Origin of the sequence: Roseomonas elaeocarpi, from assembly GCF_042433915.1 — a bacterium.
Classification (GTDB): domain Bacteria; phylum Pseudomonadota; class Alphaproteobacteria; order Acetobacterales; family Acetobacteraceae; genus Roseomonas; species Roseomonas elaeocarpi.
This window is the reverse complement of record NZ_JBHLUN010000008.1, coordinates 387,033-404,102: the sequence shown is the minus strand read 5'-3', so window position 1 is coordinate 404,102 and position 17,070 is coordinate 387,033. Positions and strand designations below refer to the sequence as shown.

15 protein-coding genes are annotated in these 17,070 nt (G+C 72.3%); 8 read left to right on the top strand and 7 right to left on the bottom strand.

Annotation, left to right across the window (positions count from 1 at the left end):
• Window positions 1–6: 6 nt before the first annotated feature.
• Together ACFFGY_RS13245 and ACFFGY_RS13240 are read left to right on the top strand one after the other, a co-directional pair.
• Window positions 7–963, top strand: coding sequence for an ABC transporter substrate-binding protein (locus ACFFGY_RS13245; RefSeq protein WP_377044965.1), 957 nt, complete (start codon window positions 7–9; stop codon window positions 961–963).
• A gap of 79 nt (window positions 964–1,042) precedes the next feature.
• Window positions 1,043–2,170: an LLM class flavin-dependent oxidoreductase gene (locus tag ACFFGY_RS13240; protein ID WP_377044964.1), complete on the top strand. Its 1,128-nt coding sequence runs from the start codon at window positions 1,043–1,045 to the stop codon at window positions 2,168–2,170.
• Window positions 2,171–2,362: 192 nt separating this feature from the next.
• On the opposite strand, the gene ACFFGY_RS13235 is transcribed toward ACFFGY_RS13240, so the two are convergent.
• The gene (locus ACFFGY_RS13235; protein ID WP_377044963.1) at window positions 2,363–3,805 is read right to left on the bottom strand and encodes an FAD/NAD(P)-binding protein; all 1,443 of its coding nucleotides are present in this window, start codon (window positions 3,803–3,805) and stop codon (window positions 2,363–2,365) included.
• Window positions 3,806–3,984: 179 nt separating this feature from the next.
• Here ACFFGY_RS13235 and ACFFGY_RS13230 point away from each other — a divergent pair, with 179 nt between their 5' ends.
• Complete coding sequence (locus ACFFGY_RS13230) at window positions 3,985–4,293, top strand: chorismate mutase (RefSeq protein WP_377044962.1); 309 nt, start codon at window positions 3,985–3,987, stop codon at window positions 4,291–4,293.
• 59 nt (window positions 4,294–4,352) lie between these two features.
• The gene (locus ACFFGY_RS13225; RefSeq protein WP_377044961.1) at window positions 4,353–4,778 is read left to right on the top strand and encodes an OsmC family protein; all 426 of its coding nucleotides are present in this window, start codon (window positions 4,353–4,355) and stop codon (window positions 4,776–4,778) included.
• 196 nt (window positions 4,779–4,974) lie between these two features.
• On the opposite strand, the gene ACFFGY_RS13220 is transcribed toward ACFFGY_RS13225, so the two are convergent.
• Window positions 4,975–5,466, bottom strand: a complete 492-nt coding sequence (locus tag ACFFGY_RS13220; RefSeq protein WP_377044960.1) for a DUF892 family protein — start codon at window positions 5,464–5,466, stop codon at window positions 4,975–4,977.
• Between the two features lie 426 nt (window positions 5,467–5,892).
• Here ACFFGY_RS13220 and ACFFGY_RS13215 point away from each other — a divergent pair, with 426 nt between their 5' ends.
• Window positions 5,893–7,206: an MFS transporter gene (locus ACFFGY_RS13215; protein WP_377044959.1), complete on the top strand. Its 1,314-nt coding sequence runs from the start codon at window positions 5,893–5,895 to the stop codon at window positions 7,204–7,206.
• Window positions 7,207–7,395: 189 nt separating this feature from the next.
• Window positions 7,396–8,664 (top strand): family 1 glycosylhydrolase, encoded by a 1,269-nt coding sequence (locus ACFFGY_RS13210; RefSeq protein WP_377044958.1) that lies wholly within the window; start codon window positions 7,396–7,398, stop codon window positions 8,662–8,664.
• 272 nt (window positions 8,665–8,936) lie between these two features.
• Here ACFFGY_RS13210 and bdcA read toward each other — a convergent pair whose 3' ends face one another.
• Window positions 8,937–9,650: an SDR family oxidoreductase gene (gene bdcA, locus ACFFGY_RS13205; protein WP_377044957.1), complete on the bottom strand. Its 714-nt coding sequence runs from the start codon at window positions 9,648–9,650 to the stop codon at window positions 8,937–8,939.
• A gap of 75 nt (window positions 9,651–9,725) precedes the next feature.
• Between bdcA and ACFFGY_RS13200 the strand changes: the two genes are divergently transcribed.
• Complete coding sequence (locus ACFFGY_RS13200) at window positions 9,726–10,364, top strand: TetR/AcrR family transcriptional regulator (protein ID WP_377044956.1); 639 nt, start codon at window positions 9,726–9,728, stop codon at window positions 10,362–10,364.
• 194 nt (window positions 10,365–10,558) lie between these two features.
• Here the strand turns inward: ACFFGY_RS13200 and ACFFGY_RS13195 are convergent, their stop codons facing one another.
• On the bottom strand, window positions 10,559–11,485 hold the full coding sequence (locus ACFFGY_RS13195; RefSeq protein ID WP_377044955.1) for a LysR family transcriptional regulator: 927 nt from the start codon (window positions 11,483–11,485) through the stop codon (window positions 10,559–10,561).
• A 78-nt stretch (window positions 11,486–11,563) separates the two neighbouring features.
• Between ACFFGY_RS13195 and ACFFGY_RS13190 the strand changes: the two genes are divergently transcribed.
• On the top strand, window positions 11,564–12,304 hold the full coding sequence (locus ACFFGY_RS13190) for an SDR family NAD(P)-dependent oxidoreductase (protein ID WP_377044954.1): 741 nt from the start codon (window positions 11,564–11,566) through the stop codon (window positions 12,302–12,304).
• Window positions 12,305–12,605: 301 nt separating this feature from the next.
• Here the strand turns inward: ACFFGY_RS13190 and ACFFGY_RS13185 are convergent, their stop codons facing one another.
• The 3 genes from ACFFGY_RS13185 to ACFFGY_RS13175 all read right to left on the bottom strand — a co-directional run bounded on the left by ACFFGY_RS13185 (window position 12,606) and on the right by ACFFGY_RS13175 (window position 16,833).
• On the bottom strand, window positions 12,606–13,229 hold the full coding sequence (locus tag ACFFGY_RS13185) for a glutathione S-transferase family protein (protein WP_377044953.1): 624 nt from the start codon (window positions 13,227–13,229) through the stop codon (window positions 12,606–12,608).
• A gap of 102 nt (window positions 13,230–13,331) precedes the next feature.
• A complete protein-coding gene (ligA, locus tag ACFFGY_RS13180; RefSeq protein WP_377044952.1) occupies window positions 13,332–15,500 on the bottom strand; it encodes an NAD-dependent DNA ligase LigA in 2,169 nt (722 codons plus the stop codon).
• 235 nt (window positions 15,501–15,735) lie between these two features.
• Window positions 15,736–16,833 (bottom strand): L-dopachrome tautomerase-related protein, encoded by a 1,098-nt coding sequence (locus ACFFGY_RS13175; RefSeq protein WP_377044951.1) that lies wholly within the window; start codon window positions 16,831–16,833, stop codon window positions 15,736–15,738.
• Window positions 16,834–17,070: the final 237 nt, after the last annotated feature.

Here is a 17,070-nt window from a genome sequence, read left to right as displayed (position 1 = left end):
CGCAGCATGACAAACCTCCACCGACGCTCGGTCGCCGCCGCGCTGCTCGCCGCACCGGTCCTGCTCTCCGGTCGCGCCCGCGCCCAGGGCACATCCTCACCGGGCACCACCGTGCTGCGCGTGGGCGACCAGAAGGGCGGCGCGCAGTCGCTGATCGCCGCCTCCGGCCTGCTCGAGAAAAGCGACCTGCGCATCGAATGGTCGCAGTTCGCCGCCGCCGCCCCACTCGCCGAGGCGCTGAACGCCGGCGCCATCGACGTGGGCGGGATCGGCGACGCGCCCTTCGCTTTCGCCCGCGCGGCCGGCGCACCGATCCGCGCGGTTGGCGCCACGCGTTCCAGCGGCGGCAGCACCGCGCTGGTGGTGCGGCGCGACGCCCCATATCGCAGCTTCGCCGACCTCAAGGGCCGCACGATCGGCACCGGCAAGGGCTCGGTCGGGCATTTCCTCATTCTCGCCGCGCGCGAGAAGGCGGGGCTGGCGGCCTCCGACATCCGCATCGCCTTCCTGTCGCCCTCCGAGGCCAAGGCCGCCTTCGCCTCGGGCCAGATCGACGCCTGGAGCACCTGGAGCCAGTACGTCCACCTCGCCGTGGCCGAGGACGGTGCGCGCATCCTCCTCGACGGGCAGGGGCTGATGAGCGGGCTGAGCTTCCAGGTCGCCACCGAGAGCGCCATCGCCGCGAAGCCGCGCGAGCTGCGCCGGTTCATCGCGCTCTGGAGCGAGGCGCTACGCTGGGGCAACAGCAACCTCGACCTCTACGCCGCCGCCTGGGCGCGCGAGACCGGCGTGTCAGCCGCCGTGGCGCGCGCCACGCTCGACGCGCGCGGCTTCACGCCCGCGCCGATCGATGCCTCGGTGATCGCGGCGCAGCAACGCACCGTCGATCTCTACGCCCGCGAGCGCATCCTGCGCGCCCGCTACGACGTGGGCAGCAGCTTCGATCCCGGCTTCTCGGCCTGATCCCCCCGACAGCACAGCAACCCCGCCCGGCGCGTCCCGTCCAGGGACCCGCCACGGGCGCCATCATCGGAGACCCGCCATGAGCGTCGAATTCATCGGCTACGTCGGCAGCTTCAACTCGTCCGAGATTATCCGCCGCTCCGGCCCGGCACTGGATCTCGGCTTCGTCGAAGCCTCCGCCAAGGCGCAGGAACATGCGGGCTTCGACCGCGTGCTGATCGCCTTCCACTCCAACTCGGCCGAAAGCATCCTGCTCGGGCAGCACATCGCGAACCACACGACGCGCCTCGGGCTGATGGTGGCGCACCGCCCGGGCTTCACCGCGCCCACGGTGGCGGCGCGGCAGTTCGCGACGCTGGACCAGGTCTCCGGCGGCCGGGCCGCGGTGCACATCATCACCGGCGGCAACGACGCGGAGCTGGCGCAGGACGGCGACCACCTCACCAAGGATGAGCGCTACGCCCGCGCCAGCGAGTACCTCGACATCCTGCGGGAGGAATGGACCGCCACGGCGCCCTTCCACTACAGCGGCCGCTACTACGAGGTGGAGCGCGGCTACGCCGACGTGAAGCCGCTGCGTCCCGAAGGCATCCCGGTCTACTTCGGCGGCGCTTCCGACGCGGCGGTCGCGGTGGCCGGCAAGCACGCCGACATCTACGCGCTGTGGGGCGAAACCCAGGCCCAGGTGCGCGAGATCATCGCCCGCATCCGCGCCGCCGCCGCGCCGCACGGCCGCGACCCGCGCTTCTCGCTCTCGCTGCGCCCGATCCTGGCCGACACCGAGGAGGAGGCCTGGCGCAAGGCCGACCGCATCCTGGAACAGGCCAAGGCGCTGCGGGCCCAGGGCGGCGACAACCGCGCGCCCCACAACAACCGCCACGGCAAGCCGCAGGCGGCACCCGCCAACGAGGGCTCTCGCCGCCTGCTCGCGGCCGCGGCGCAGGGCACGCGCCTCGACAAGCGGCTCTGGACCGGGATCGCCGCGCTGACCGGTGCGGCCGGCAACTCCACCGCGCTGGTGGGCACGCCGGACCAGGTGGCGGAAGCGATGCTCGACTACTACGACCTCGGCATCTCGACCTTCCTGATCCGCGGTTTCGACCCGCTGCCGGACTCCATCCAGTACGGGCGGGAGCTGATCCCTCGCGTGCGCGCGCTGGTGGCCGAGCGCGAGGGCCAGGCCGCGCGGGGCATCGCGGCGGAGTAACCGGCCGGGAAGGGGGAGCGGCCCGGTCGCCTCGCCCGGCGCCGCCACGGGGCCGACCCGCCGGGAAGAGGGCTACCGGGAGGGCCGCCCGGGCTGCCGGGTGCTGCTGCGGGCCGATCCGCAGGGCGGCGAGGGGAGTTGACGGGCGGGGGGCCGGGCGTGGGGGGGCCGGTCCGCCGCCCGCCCCGCGCCTCAGTCCGCCGGTCCCGCCAGCGGGCCGTTCCCGGCGACGAGGCGCTCCACCAGCGCCTCGGCCTGCCGGCGGATTTCCGGCACGGCGGTGATCTCCCACCACCCGCCCGCCGCGCAGGGACCGACGGCGAAGAGGTCCGCCGTCAGCCGGCCTTCGCGGTCGGGCATGGCGCAGCTGTCCGGATCGGCATCGAGCCCGAAGCCCAGCGGGTCGAGCCGGATGCTGCCGCGCTCCAGCATCGCCGCCGTGGGCGCCTGCGCCTCCCAGGAGCGGCCCTGGCCCACGCCGGTGCAGAGCCGCACCTCGCGCACCGGCAGCTGCTCCTCGGCTCCGTCGCCGCGCCGGACCACGCGGGCGATCAGCCCGCCGGCACCGCGCTCGCAGCCCCGGAAACGCCCGGCCTGGATCGTGAGCTGTTCTTCCGCCGCGGCGCGGGCCAGCGCCCGGCTCACCGAGGGGGCGACGCGGTGCCGGTGCTGCCCCCAGGGCGAGCGCCCGTGGCGCAGGAAGCGCCGCCGCTCCGCCAGGGACAGTCCCCGCCAGAGCCCCGGCGCCGCGCCGCGGGCGGCGTCCATCACCGCCTGCCAGGGGACGCCCGCCGCCTCGGCCCGGCGGGCCTCGGCCCGCAGCCAGCGCATCAACGCCAGCAGGGTCGCACCATTCCCATCTGCCGCCCCATCCATTGTGCCCGCAACGGCCGTGGCGCCCGGTGGCGGCTGCAGCTGCCAGGGCTCCGCGGCCGGCACGTCGGGATGCGGCAGCGGCAGCCAGCCGTGCCGCGACACCACCCGGATCGGCCCGCGATGCCCTTCCGCCAGCAGCGACAGCACGTTGTCCGCCATGGTCAGCCCGCTGCCCACCAGCAGCACCGCGTCCTCCGTCGTTGCCGCGCCGGCCGGTTCGCAGCCCTCGGGCACGCGCGGCGCCGGCGCGTTGCCCAGCGCCAGGATGCAGAGCCTTGCCCGCGCCCCTGCCTCGCCCGCCTCGATCCGCCAGCCGCCAGCCGGATCGCGCCGGAGGTCCGACACTGCCACCCGCCGGTGCTCCAGCCTCGCGCCCGGTGCCCGCAGTGCCCCGTCCAGCAGCTCCGCGACGTAGCGGCCGTAAAGGCGGCGCTGTGCGAAGCGCCGGCCCGCCGGCATCGCGCGTTCCTCCGCCACGGGGCCGGGCAGGTCGGTACCCTCCGCGCCGCTGGCATCCTGCGCCAGGAGGAAGTCGCGGAAGCCCTCGGGCGTGTCGGACAGCGCGCTCATTCCCGAGGCCGGGGCGTTCAGCAGGTACCAGGGGTCATCCGTGCCGTAGGCCACGCCCTGTCCGCCCTCGGGCCGCGGCTCGAAGAAGCAGACCCGGCGCGACGGGTCGAGGCGGCGTTGCAGGAGGATGGCCAGCACGGCCCCGGTGAAGCCTCCGCCGATGATCGCCACGTCGATAGGGTGTTCCATCCCCGGAGGATACCGGGCGGTTCCCGGAGGCGGCAACCGGGGGCTCCGGCGTTCGTCCGGCAGTGCTCCCTGCGGCCTCCGATACCCTATCCGGCACCCCCGCCGCCGGCGCCTTCCCGCACGCTTCATCGCGGCACCCCTGGACAAGTGGCCTCCGCGGGGGCTGCATGGGGCACACCATGTCCACGACCGACGCCCCCATCCTTCCCGAGCTGCGAAGCCTCCGCGACAGCATCGACAACATCGATGCCGCGATCATCTACATGCTGGCCGAGCGCTTCCGTTGCACCCAGCGGGTCGGCGCCCTGAAGGCCGAGCACCACCTGCCGCCCGCCGACCCGGCGCGCGAGGCACGCCAGGTCGCCCGCCTGCGCCAGCTCGCCGATGCCGCCAACCTCGACCCGGAATTCGCCGAGAAGTTCCTGGCCTTCGTGGTGCGCGAGGTGATCCGCCACCACGAGGCCGTGCCGCGCCCCGCGGCGCCCTGAGACCCTTCCTGAACCTTTCCCCCGAGGCAGGTCCTCGCCCAACGCAAGGAGTACGAGCGATGCAGAGATCCGGTTCGGCCGTTTGGAGCGGCACGCTGCGGGACGGCAAGGGCACCATCTCGACCGAGAGCGGGGTGCTCAAGGACAACGCCTACGGCTTCAACACGCGCTTCGGCGACACCCCCGGCACCAATCCGGAGGAGCTGATCGGCGCCGCCCATGCCGCCTGCTTCTCCATGGCGCTGAGCAACATCCTGGGCGAGGCCAACGTCGTGGCCGACCGCCTCGCCACCAAGGCGGTGGTGACGCTGGAAAAGCTCGAGGGCGGCTTCAGCATCACCAAGGTCCACCTGACGCTGGACGCCGCCGTGCCCGGCCTCGACGATGCCCGCTTCCAGGAGCTCGCGGCCAAGGCCAAGGCCGGCTGCCCGGTGTCGAAGCTGCTCAAGGCCGAGATCACGCTGGACGCCCGGCTCGCCGACTGAGGGGTTGCGCTGAGCGCGTCGGGTTTGGGGCGGGAAACCTCCCGCCCATGCCGTGTTAACAGCCTGCGGTCCGGCCGAAACCTGCTTCACCGCCCGGCGTCCCCGCCCGTTCCATGCCGGATTGCACCGGCGAGCGGAGCGGGGGCGCCGCGCGGAGCCCCCCACCATCTCGGCGGCCTGCTTGCGCCTCGCCGCCTCAGGCGGCCTGCTTGCTCAGGTGCTGCTCGATGATCGACGGCAGGTTCTCACCCAGCCAGTCGCCCATCTCCTGTTCTTCCGCCATCGACTGCTTCAGCACCGTCTCGTCCTCGCCCGCCCCGGCGAGCTTGGCGGTGGCGATCAGCGCCTTGTAGGACCCGATTTCGTAGGCCTTGAAGCCAATCGCCGCGAGGACGTTTTTGATGACCTCGTCCCGGGCCGCGATGTGCACCACGCCGGACACGCTGCCCACCGCGGCGGTCACGGTCTCCTTCAGCGTGGACGCGCCCGTGCCGTGCTTGCTCAGCAGCGTTTCCAGCCGCTCCAGCTGGGTCTGCGAGCGCTGCAGCTCCTGCTGCATGCGGCTGTGCAGCGCCGGGTAGTCGGACATGCGGCCGAGCTCGCGCTCGATCGTCTCGATGGCCTGCTTTTCCACGGCGTGCTGATTGCTCAGGCCGGACAGGTAGTAGTCGCGCGCAGCGTCGGTCATGGCGGATCGTCCCTTGTTCTGAACACCCGCTTAACGCCCTGGAAAGCCAGGAATTTTCCCCTGCCCGGCATCACCTTTTCCTGCCGTTGACAGGGCGCCGCCCGAACCGACCTAGGGGTGTTGTCTCCGACGCCGGGCGGGTGGCGCGGCCGCCGGCCCGCCGCCCGCCCGCCGTGCCCGGACAAGCCGCGGTCCCGGGCAGGTCGCAACCTCGGACAGGGTCCGGGCAGGTCGTGCTCAGCCGCTGTTTCGCTGGCACGACACCCGGCGCGCGCCGGCGCCTGGGCGCAACCCTGTCCCGCGCCGGGCGGGGCAGGGGGCGCGATCGGGTCTTGGACATCACGGCACCGAGATGTAATATTGCGGGATGTGACCCGGTGGCCGAAGGAAAGTTGCCGCCGTCGCCTCCACCAGGACTGAAACGCGATGACCCTAGCCGCCCCCAACCCGGCGCAGCACCGAAGCCTGACGCGCAACGACACGCGCACCCTCGTTCTCGCCTCGCTGGGCGGCGCGCTCGAGTTCTACGACTTCATCATCTACGTCTTCTTCGCCGCCGCGATCGGCAAGGTGTTCTTCCCGGCCGACATGCCCGGCTGGCTGGAACAGCTGAACACCTACGGCATCTTCGCCGCCGGCTACCTTGCGCGCCCGCTCGGCGGCGTGATCATGGCGCATTTCGGTGACAAGTCCGGCCGCAAGCGCATGTTCACCCTGTCGGTCTTCCTGATGGCGCTGCCGACGCTGATCATCGGCCTGATGCCGACCTTCGCCACCATCGGCTACGCGGCGCCGGTGCTGCTGCTGGTGATGCGCCTGCTCCAGGGTGCGGCGATCGGCGGCGAGGCGCCCGGCGCCTGGGTCTTCGTGAGCGAGCACGTCCCCGCCAACCGCGTGGGCCTGGCCTGCGGCCTGCTGACCGGCGGCCTCACAGGCGGCATCCTGCTGGGCTCGCTGATGAACACCGCGATCAACTACAGCTACACCCCGGCCGAGGTTGTGGATTGGGCCTGGCGCATCCCCTTCGTGGTGGGCGGCATCTTCGGCTTCATCGCCATGTACCTGCGCCGCTGGCTGCACGAGACCCCGGTCTTCGAGGCGATGCGCGCCCGCAAGGCCACCGCCGAGCTGCCGCTCAAGCACGTGCTGAACAGCCATGGCGGCTCGGTGATCGTGTCGATGCTGGTGACCTGGCTGCTGACCGCGGCGATCGTGGTGATGATCCTGCTGACCCCCGGCCTGCTGGGCCGCCTGAACGGCATCCCGGCCACCGTGACCTCGGTCGCCAGCATCTGCGCCACCCTGACGCTGACCGTTTCGGCCATCGTCTGCGGTGCCCTGATGGACCGCTTCGGCGCCGTGGTGGTGGCGGTGATCGGCGGCATCGCCCTGATCGCCTCCTCCTACTGGCTCTACATCGGCACCGCCGCCAACCCGGCCAACATGGCGGCGCTGTCGGCGCTGTGCGGCGCCACCGTGGGCATGATCACCGTGGTGCCCTTCGTGATGGTGCGCGCCTTCCCCGGCGTGGTGCGCTTCACCGGCGTGAGCTTCAGCTACAACGTCGCCTACGCCATCTTCGGCGGCCTGACGCCCATCGCGGTGACGCAGATGCTGGGCTACGACAAGCTGGGCCCGGTGCACTACGTGGCCTTCACCGCGGTGGTGGGCGTGCTGGCGGTGATCGCCAACGCCCTGCGCGGCACCAACCGCGTCAGCGCCCCGCTCGCGGCCGAGTAAGCCGCGATCCGGAAACGGGCGGCGCCCCGCCGCCCGTTCCACCACCCCCGCCGGCGGACCGGGTCGCGTCCCGGTCGCCAGGCGCGAGGAGGGGCGGGCCACTCACCCGCCCGCCGTTTGCCTGGCTTCGGCACCCCCGACCTGCAATCCTGTTCCCCGCGCCGGCACCGCGCCGCGCGGGGAACGCCCATGTCCATACCTCCGACGGTTGCCGGTTCGCCCTGCTTCGGCCCCTCGGTGCCGCTGTTCATGTTCGCGACCGGCATCGAGAACAGCAATCCGACGGTCGACGGGCGGCGGGTCGACCAGATGGCCGCCAGCGGCCACCTGCACCGCTGGGCGGAAGACTTTGCGTTAGCCAAGGAGCTCGGCTGCGGCTTCCTGCGCTACGGACCGCCGCTGCACACGACCTGGCGGGGCGAAGGCCGCTACGACTGGGGCTTCGCCGACGAGACGCTGGCCGCCCTGCGCGCCCAGGGCACCTATCCCATCGTGGACCTTTGCCACTTCGGGGTGCCGGACTGGATCGGCGACTTCCAGAACCCCGACTTCCCGCGGCTCTTCGCGAACTACGCGGAGGCCTTCGCGCGGCGCTTCCCCTGGGTGCAGCTCTACACCCCGGTCAACGAGATGTACGTCTGCGCGCTGTTTTCCGGTCGCTACGGCTGGTGGAACGAGCAGCTGAGCAGCGAGCGCGGCTTCGTCACGGCCATGAAGCACCTGGTGGGCGCCAACCTCGCGGCCATGCGGGCCATCCTGCGGGTGCGCCCGGACGCGATCTTTATCCAGAGCGAGTCCGCCGAGCAGTACCACGCTGCCTCGCCCGCGGCCTGGGCCGAGGCGCGCCGCCGCAATGCCGAGCGCTTCCTGTCGCTCGACCTGAACTACGGACACCCCGTGGACGCGGCGATGTACGAATACCTGATGGACAACGGGATGACGCGGGCGGAATACGCGGGCTTCCGCAACACCGACCTGAAGCGCCACTGCGTGCTGGGCACCGACTACTACCAGACCAACGAGCACCTGGTGGAGGACGACGGCAGCACCCGTGCCTCGGGCGAGGTCTACGGCTACGCCACGATCATCCAGCAGTACTACAACCGCTACCACCTGCCCCTGATGCACACGGAAACCAACCTCGTGGACAGGCCCGAGGCGGATTCCACGGAATGGCTCTGGAAGCAGTGGGCCAACCTGCTGCTGCTCTGGGAAACCCCGATCCCGGTGCTGGGCTTCACCTGGTACTCGCTGACCGACCAGGTCGACTGGGACACCGCCCTGCGGGAGAATGCCGGCCGCGTGCACCCGGTCGGGCTCTTCGACCTCGACCGCAGGCCGAGGCGCGTGGCCGGGGCCTTCCGGCGGCTCATCGCGCAGTGGAGCGAGGTGCTGCCGGCCCGCAGCCTGTGCCTGCGCCTCCCCCTCGCGCCGCTGCGCCCCGATATCGGCGGTTGAGCAAACCGCCACCCGCCTTCGCGGCGCGAACCGGTGGCCGCCGTCCCGCCACCTCCCGCGGCGCGAAGCAGCGCCAGTGGTCCACCCCCGCGACGCGGACAAAGCCCTTTGTTCCGCCACCTCACGCGCCGCGGGCGGGCCTCCGTGACCCGGGCAGGTCGCCTCGCCACCTCATCCCGATCGGGGACCGGGCGCTTCAGGGAGCTGATCGGCGGCTGCGGGGGGCAGCGCGCTTCCGACCCTGCCGCCGCCCACCGCCCCGCCGCGCCCGGTCAGGCGCCGAAGCCGCCGTCGATGGTGTGCATCGCCCCGGTCACGAAGCCCGCCTCCGGCCCCGCCAGCCAGGCCACCATCCCGGCCACGTCCTCTGCCGGCCCGTGGCGCTTGATGGCCATCACGGCGTGCTGGATGTCCTTCATGGGCCCGTCCGCCGGATTCAGGTCGGTGTCGATCGGGCCCGGCTGCACCACGTTCACCGTGATCCCGCGCGGCCCGAAATCCCGCGCCAGGCCACGCGCCATGCCTTGCAGCGCCGACTTGCTCATGGCGTAGGCCGACATGCCGGGAAAGGGGATGCGGTCGCCGTTGACCGAGCCGATCACGATGATCCGCCCGCCATCGGGCATCCGGCGCGCCGCTTCCACCGAAGCATGCCAGGGCGAGGCCACGTTGATGCGGATCAGCCGGTCCACCGCGTCCGGGTCCTGTTCCAGCGGGTCGCCGACGATGGCCACTCCCGCATTCACCACCAGCACGTCCAGCGGCCCGCTGTCGCGCACCCGCGCGATCACCGCGTCGCGGTCGGCGCTGTCGGTCACCACCGCGTTGGCGCCGGTTTCCGCCGCCAGCCGCTCCGCCGCCTCGCGCGATCCGGCATAGGTGAAGGTCACCTTCGCCCCGTCACCGGCGAAGCGCCGCACGATCGCCGCCCCGATGCCCCGGCTGCCACCGAGCACGAGCACGGACTTACCCTGGAAATCGGTCATCACGTCCTCCTTGAGGTTTAACCTAGTGAACGCTACATAAATGCTCCGATCGCCCCGTCAAGGCATTCTGTACTGATGACTACAAATTTGCCGCGCTCCGGCGGCTGTCCGGAGGGTCGCCCCGATGCTCCTCCCGCCGCCCGTCCCCGGGGCCGGCCCCGCCGCTTCGACCCCGAGCAGGCCGTCGCCACCGCCCAGCGCCTGTTCCACGCCCGCGGCTACGACGCGGTCAGCGTCGCCGACCTGACCGAAGCGCTCGGCATCAACCCGCCCAGCTTCTACGCCGCCTTCGGCAGCAAGGCCGGCCTCTATGCCCGCATCCTCAACCGCTACACCGCGGCGGAGGGCGTGCCCCTGGCCGAGATCCTGCGCCCCGGACGCCCCGTGGCGGAAGCACTCGCCGAGGTGCTGGAGGAATCCGCCCGCCGCTACGCCACCGACCCCGCCGCCGCCGGCTGCCTCGCGATCGAGGGCGCCCGCTGCAACGACCCCGAGGCGCGTGAGGCCGCTCGCGCCCTCACCGTCGCCGCCGGGGACACGATCCGTCGCTTCGTCGCCACGACCCACCCCGAGGCGGCCGGGCGGCTGGCCGACTACGTCGTCACCCTCATGGCCGGCCTGTCCACCATGGCCCGCGAGGGCCACGGCCCGGAGCGCGTCCTCGCCACCGCCCGCCTCGCCGGCCTGGCGCTCGCGCAGGCCCTTCGCGCCTGAGCGCCCCCCGAGGTGGCCCAGCCGCCTTTCGCGAAGCAGGCGTCGGCGTCCGGCTGCCTGTGGACCGGGCCGGGTGGAAAGCGGCTGCCCACCTCGATGTCAGCCCTGAGCTGGAAGTGTGACCTGGGTCGAAGCCCGGGCAGCTGAAGCCGGGCCCTTTGCCAGCGTGGTCGCGCCCGAAGCCCGTGCAGGTCTCAAGAACTCTCGTCACCCACCGCCAGCACCTGCCGCGCCGTGGCGATGAAGGCCCGTAGTGCTGGCGGCGGCTGGCGCCGGCCCGGGTAGTAGAGCGAGAAGCCCGGCAGCGGCGGGCACCACTCCGTCAGCACGCGCGTCAGCCTTCCCGCGGCGAGGGCGTCGGCGACGTCGTGCTCGAACAGGTGCGCGAGCCCGGCTCCCGCGATGGCGGCGGCCCGTCGCAGCGCGGGATCGTTGCTGGCGACGCGGCCGGCGACCTCGACCCGCAGCGTTTCGCTGTCGCGCGCGAACTCCCAGGCATAGCGGCCGCCCGAAGGGTAGCGCTGGACGATGCAGTCGTGGCCGGCGAGCGCGGCCGGGCTTTCCGGCGTGCCGCGCCGCGCGAGGTAGGCCGGCGACGCCACCACGGCGAAGCGGCGGCGCGGTCGCAGCGGCACGGCGGTCATCCCGGGCGTCAGTCGCCATTCCGGCCGGATGCCCGCATCGAAGCCGGCGGCAACGATGTCCACCAGCCCGTCCTCGGCCACCACCTCGAGCGTCACGGCCGGGTAGTCGGCCAGGAAGCGCGGCAGCAGCGGCGCGATGATCAGCGGAACCGCGCTGTGCGGCACGTTGAGGCGGAGCCGGCCGGACGGCTGCGCCGCCTCGGCGCCCAGCGCCGCCACGGCATCCTCGATCTCGCCCAGCGCGGGCGCCAGCCGCGCCACCAGCCGCTCGCCCGCTTCCGTCAGCCGCACGCTCCGGCTGGTGCGGTGGAACAGCCGCGTCCCCAACCGTGCTTCCAGGCCGCGCATCGCGTGGCTGAAGGCAGACGGCGTGACGCCGCGCGCCGTGGCGGCGGCGCGGAAGCTGCCCAGGCGCGCCACGGCGAGAAACGCCTCCAGGGCGGCGAGGCCGGGATGCTGGGGTGAGTTCGGGCTCATCGGTGCGGTGAGGAGGCCGCATATCGTCTCACCCCGCAAGCCTGCCCAGATCGGGGTGACCACGAAGGAGGCTCACTCATGGATCTCGAACTGACCGGCCGGCGCGCCCTGGTGACCGGGGCCAGCGCCGGCCTCGGTGCCGCCATCGCGGAGGCGCTCGCCGCCGAAGGGGTCCGGCTGGCGCTGATCGCCCGGCGCGAGGAACCGCTGCGCGCACTCGCGGCCAAGCACGGGGCGGTGGTGATCCCCTGCGACATCACCGATCCGGCCGCGCTCGACCAGGGGGCGGAGGCGGCGGTGGCGGCCCTGGGCGGCGTCGACATCCTGATCAACGCGGCCGGTGCCTCCGGCCCGGTCGAACTCGGCGCCGAAGACGCGACGTGGGAGCGGAGCCTGGCGCTGAACTTCACCGCGCCGCGCCGGCTGGCGGAGCGTCTGCTGCCGGCCATGCGCGCGGCACGGTGGGGCCGGGTGATCAGCCTGACCGGCACCAGCGAGACCCACGCGCTGAACACGGCGGGCTCGGCCAAGGCCGCGCTGACCTTCTGGTCCAAGGGCGCGGCGAGCCTCGTCGCGGCGGATGGCGTGACGGTGAACTGCATCGCGCCCGGCCGGCTCTGGAGCGAGCAGATCCGCGAGCGGCTGCACCCGGAAGCAGCGGCGCGCGACCGCTTCATCGCGGCCAACATCCCGATCGGCCGCTTCGGCGAGCCGGAGGAACTGGCCTCGGTCGCCGTGTTCCTCGCCTCCGCCCGCGCCGGCTACGTCACCGGCACGACGGTCACCGTGGACGGCGGCATGGCCCTGGCCGTTCGCTGACACGGCTCCGGCGGTCCCTGGCCCCGCCGCGGGCTTCGGCTCCACCCGGGCCGGAGTTCGCCCGGGGCTGGCTCCGGCGGCCGGGCGCCCGAAGCCACGTTTCCGCTCCGCGTCAGCCCTCAAGACCTGCCGGTCCGTTCCCGGCCGGACCATGCCGCGAGCGGCAGACCTGGACGGCAACTCTCCACCCCTCGCGGACGCGGATGAGCCGCGGGGACCCCCGCGCGACCCGTCGCGGAGCTTGCAACGGGAAGCGAGTTGATATAGGATTATTTACCTGAATCGGCCGGTTCGTGCCCTCTCAGCGCCCGAAGCTGTAGGAACCGCCCCGCTCCACGGCCCGCTGAAAGGCCGGCCGCTCGTGCAGCCGCTGCACCCAGGCCGTCAACGCGGGATAGGGTTCGCGCAGCCCCAGCACGCCCGCGAACCCGCCCACGAAGCTCATCTGCACGTCGGCGCCGCTGAACGTCTCGCCCAGCAGGAAGGAGCGTCCTTCCAACGAGCGGTCGAGGTAGCCGAGATGGGTCCGCACCTCGTCCGCGATCCTGGGCCGGATCGGCGCGGCGCCGTCGCCGGTCTTCAGCGCGTAGAAATGCAGGATCAGCGGCAGGATCGCCGAGCCCTCGGCATAGTGCAGCCACTGCACGTAGTCGTCGTAGGCGGCGCTCGCCGGGTCGGGCTGCAGCCGCCCGCCGCCGTGTCGCCGGATGATGTAGTCGATGATCGCGCCGGACTCGATCACCAGCCGCCCGTCATCGGTGATCACCGGCGACTTGCCGAGCGGCGAGACCGCCAGCAACTCCGGCGGCGCCAGCCGGTTCGGCAGGCGCTGGTAGTGCCGCAGCTCGTAGGGAAGCCCGAGTTCCTCCAGCAGCCACAGGATGCGGTGGGACCGACTGTCGTTCAGGTGGTGGACGGTGATCATGTCGCTGTCCCGTTCTGCGCAGCCGCCCCGCGCAGGGGACGGCGGAAAGTAAGATGGTAAGATGGTAAGGAAGTAAGGCGGAAGCGCTGCCGGCGGCGGGGCTCAGCCGAACCCCGCCATATCCCGCCACTCGGCCTCGGTCAGCACGCGCAGTTCCAGCTCCGCCGCCTTCTTGGCCTTGGAGCCGGCGTCGGCGCCCACCACCACGAAGTCGGTCTTCTTCGACACGCTCTTGACCACCTTGGCGCCGAGGTTCTCGGCCCGCGCCTCGGCCTCCTGCCGGGTCATGGTTTCCAGCGTGCCGGTGAAGACGATGCTCTTGCCCGACAGCGCGCCCTCGGCCACCGCCTCGGCCTCCTCGGGCGTGACCTCGCGCAGCAGGTCGTCCAGCGCCCGGACGTTGCGCTCCTCGGAGAAGAAGGTGACCAGCTCCTGCGCGATGGCCGGGCCGATGCCCTGGATGCCGCCCAGGTCCTCGCGCGCCTCGCTGCCCACGATCCGGGCGTCGAGCATCGCCTGCCGCCAGGCCGCGGCGGTGTGGTAGTGCCGCGCCAGCAGCCGGGCGTTCTGCTCGCCGATGCGGCGGATGCCCAGCGCGAAGATGAAGCGCTCCAGGCTCGGACTGCGTCGCGCGTCGATGGCGGCCAGGAGGTTCGTGACCTTCCTGGACTCGCCCTTGGCCGAGCCACCCCAGCCCTTCCAGCCCCGCATGGTCGCGACGTGTTCGCGCAGGCGGAAGATGTCGGCCGGCGTCTTCACCAGCCCCGCCTCATGGAGCAGCACCACGTTCTCGATGCCCAGACCCTCGATATCCAGGGCGTTGCGCGAGGCGAAGTGGATCAGCCGCTCCACCTGCTGCGCCGGGCAGATCAGCCCGCCGGTGCAGCGGCGCACCACCTCACCCTCGGGGCGGATCGCCGGGCTGCCGCAGTCGGGGCAGTGGGTCGGCGGCTGCCAGGGCGCGGCGCGGCCGGGGCGGTCGGGATCGACCACGCGGATGATCTGCGGGATCACGTCGCCGGCGCGCTGCAGCTCCACCGTGTCGCCGGGGCGGGCGTCGCGGCGGGCGACCTCGTCCTCGTTGTGCAACGTCGCGTGCTGCACCATCACGCCACCGACGCCCACCGGCTGCATGATGGCGCGCGGCGTCAGCGCGCCGGTGCGGCCGACCTGGATCTGGATCTCCAGCAGCTTCGTGGTGGCGCGCTCGGCCGGGAACTTCCAGGCGATGGCCCAGCGCGGCGCCCGGCCCACGAAGCCCAGCCGCGACTGCCAGTCCAGCCGGTCCAGCTTGTAGACGACGCCGTCGATATCGTAGTCGAGCCCCGCCCGCTCCTCGCCCATGCGCGCCTGGAAGGCGGCGGCCGCGTGCTCGTCGTCCAGCGGCGTGCTGAGCGGGTTCACCCGGAACCCCCAGCCTTCCAGCACCTTGAGGTAGCCGGAATGGGTATCCGCCACCGGCGCGGAGGACACCCCTTGAGCGTAGGCGAACAGCTTCAGCGGCCGCTTCGCGGTGACGGCGGGGTCGAGCTGCCGCAGCGAGCCGGCGGCGGCGTTGCGCGGGTTGACGGGGATGCGCACGGCCTCGCCCACCTTCTCGCCCGCCAAGCGCCGCGCTTCGCGCTCCTCGAACAGCCGCGTCTGCTCGGCATGGAAGGCGAGGAAGTCCGGCTTGGTGATGAAGACCTCGCCGCGGACCTCGATGCGCTCGGGGAAGGGGGCCACGAGCTCGCGCGGCAGTTCCGCCAGCGTCAGCAGGTTCTCGGTGATGTCCTCGCCCACCGTGCCGTCGCCGCGCGTGGCGCCGCGCACGAAGCGGCCATCCTCGTAGGTGAGGTTGACCGAGAGCCCGTCGATCTTGGGCTCGGCCACGAAGCGCAGCACTTCCTCCGCCGACAGGCCCAGGAAGCGGCGGATGCGGGCCGCGAACTCGCTGAAATCCTCCGGCGCGAAGGCGTTGTCGAGCGACAGCATCGGCGTGCCGTGGCGCGACTTGGCGAAGCCGGCGGCCGCTTCCTCGCCCACCTTGCGCGACGGGCTGTCGTCGCGCACCAGTTCCGGGAAGCGCGCCTCGATCGCCTGGTTGCGGCGGAACAGCCGGTCGTACTCGGCATCCGTCATCACCGGCGCGTCTTCGACGTGATAGGCGCGGCTGGCGCGGTTGATCTGCTCGGCCAGGGTGGCCAGCTCGCGCGCGGCCTCTTCCTCGGTCAGCGCCTCGACCTCGTGCGCGGCCTCGGCCAGGACGGAAGGGGGCGGGGATGCGGTCATCGTGCGGGTCAACCCAGGCATCGCGCGGCGGTTGCGGAGGGCACGGCACCGTGTGCCGTCACCCATGGCAGGACGGCCTCGCAGGACCGCGGAGATGATACCCCTGGGCGTGACACTCCCGAGCGTGACATCGCTGGGCGTGACAGCCCCGGATGGGACAACTCCGGGCGCGACACTTGCCTGGCCGCGCGGACGTGACGCCGCAGGGATGGCCGGCGCGGCGTAACCCTTCCGCTCAACGCCGCACCGGCTTCACGCCGAGGGCGAGCTTGTAGACCTGCACTGGGAACTGCACGCGCGAGGTTCCGCCGTTGAAGGGCGCCATGCGGTTCAGCTGCGCCGCCGGCATCCACAGCGCGCCCGCATCGTCGATCCACATCGCATCCACCCAGAGCAGGCGCGGGTCCTCGGTGATCACGGTGGAGGTCCGGTCGGGCGCAATGCGCACCACCCGCTGCTTATCCGTGTCGCTGACATAAAGGTTGCCGTCGGCGTCGATCGCCGTGCCGCCGGTGGAGCCGGTCTCGACCCAGGGTTCCACGTAGCGGCCGCGCACCGCGTCCGTCAGCGCGCGCTCCTCGATCCAGCGCGTAGCGATGCGCGACATCGGCCCCGAGGCGCTCTGGTAATAGAGCCACTGCCCGTCGGGCGACACCTCGAGCTGGTCGGCATGGACGAAGACAGGCTTGCCGTCCGGCCCGCGAAGCTCCTGCCCCTCGGCTGTCAGCGGCCGTTGCGCCGTCATGGACGGATGCCCGTCCAGGGCGCGGTAGCCGGTGCCGCGGTCGAGGTCGAGCACGATCAGCCCCGGCTTGCCCGCGTCGGTGACGTAGACGCGCCGGTCGTTGAAGCGCAGGTCGTCGATGAAGCTCGTTTCGCCCGTCAGCTCATCCAGGCGGTAGATGCGCCTGGCCGCGTTGGTCTTGAGGTCGATCTGCACCAGCTTCGGCCCGCCCGGCAGCTTCGGGTTGCCGATCCCCGGCGCGCCCACGTCGAGCACCCAGAGGTCGCCTTCCGGCCCGATGCGCAGCGAATTGGCGCGCACGAAGCTGTTGGACGCGCTGGCACCCGGCCGCCAGCCGTTCCAGGCGGCGTCGGGATAGGCGCGCTGCTCGCCGTTGACCCACTCCACCACGCGCGGCCCGTCGCTGCCATCGAGGCGCGCCAGCACCAGGAAGACGCGCCCGTCGGCACTGGTGGTGACGCCCTGGACCACGGTGTTGGAGGCGATGGCCGGCACCGGCGTGCCGCCCACGCCCGGCACGGCGCAGGCATTCAGCAGGGGCAGGGCCAGCGCGGCGGCCGCGCCGCGAAACAGGGTCCGTCTGTGCATCGCATCCTCTCCCGGCAAGCGGCTGGCCGGAGCGATGCCGGAACCAGCCTCAGGCCCCGGCCGGCAGGCGGCCGCGGGGCAGGGCGCGGACACTAGCGCCCCGGGCGAACATGTCACCCGCCTCCGCGGCAAAGAGATGGCGGTGGCGCGGTGCCGGACTCTCCGGGGAAGGCGGGAGAAGGAATTCTCCCGCCTCCCCTCGACCCCTCCGCCCTCATCTTCTTTTCGGGACGCTGC

Coding starts and splice junctions, on each gene's coding strand:
- ACFFGY_RS13245 (WP_377044965.1), top strand. CDS start 7: ATGACAAACCTCCACCGACGCTCGGTCGCCGCCGCGCTGCTCGCCGCA.
- ACFFGY_RS13240 (WP_377044964.1), top strand. CDS start 1,043: ATGAGCGTCGAATTCATCGGCTACGTCGGCAGCTTCAACTCGTCCGAG.
- ACFFGY_RS13235 (WP_377044963.1), bottom strand. CDS start 3,805: ATGGAACACCCTATCGACGTGGCGATCATCGGCGGAGGCTTCACCGGG.
- ACFFGY_RS13230 (WP_377044962.1), top strand. CDS start 3,985: ATGTCCACGACCGACGCCCCCATCCTTCCCGAGCTGCGAAGCCTCCGC.
- ACFFGY_RS13225 (WP_377044961.1), top strand. CDS start 4,353: ATGCAGAGATCCGGTTCGGCCGTTTGGAGCGGCACGCTGCGGGACGGC.
- ACFFGY_RS13220 (WP_377044960.1), bottom strand. CDS start 5,466: ATGACCGACGCTGCGCGCGACTACTACCTGTCCGGCCTGAGCAATCAG.
- ACFFGY_RS13215 (WP_377044959.1), top strand. CDS start 5,893: ATGACCCTAGCCGCCCCCAACCCGGCGCAGCACCGAAGCCTGACGCGC.
- ACFFGY_RS13210 (WP_377044958.1), top strand. CDS start 7,396: ATGTCCATACCTCCGACGGTTGCCGGTTCGCCCTGCTTCGGCCCCTCG.
- bdcA (WP_377044957.1), bottom strand. CDS start 9,650: ATGACCGATTTCCAGGGTAAGTCCGTGCTCGTGCTCGGTGGCAGCCGG.
- ACFFGY_RS13200 (WP_377044956.1), top strand. CDS start 9,726: ATGACTACAAATTTGCCGCGCTCCGGCGGCTGTCCGGAGGGTCGCCCC.
- ACFFGY_RS13195 (WP_377044955.1), bottom strand. CDS start 11,485: ATGAGCCCGAACTCACCCCAGCATCCCGGCCTCGCCGCCCTGGAGGCG.
- ACFFGY_RS13190 (WP_377044954.1), top strand. CDS start 11,564: ATGGATCTCGAACTGACCGGCCGGCGCGCCCTGGTGACCGGGGCCAGC.
- ACFFGY_RS13185 (WP_377044953.1), bottom strand. CDS start 13,229: ATGATCACCGTCCACCACCTGAACGACAGTCGGTCCCACCGCATCCTG.
- ligA (WP_377044952.1), bottom strand. CDS start 15,500: ATGACCGCATCCCCGCCCCCTTCCGTCCTGGCCGAGGCCGCGCACGAG.
- ACFFGY_RS13175 (WP_377044951.1), bottom strand. CDS start 16,833: ATGCACAGACGGACCCTGTTTCGCGGCGCGGCCGCCGCGCTGGCCCTG.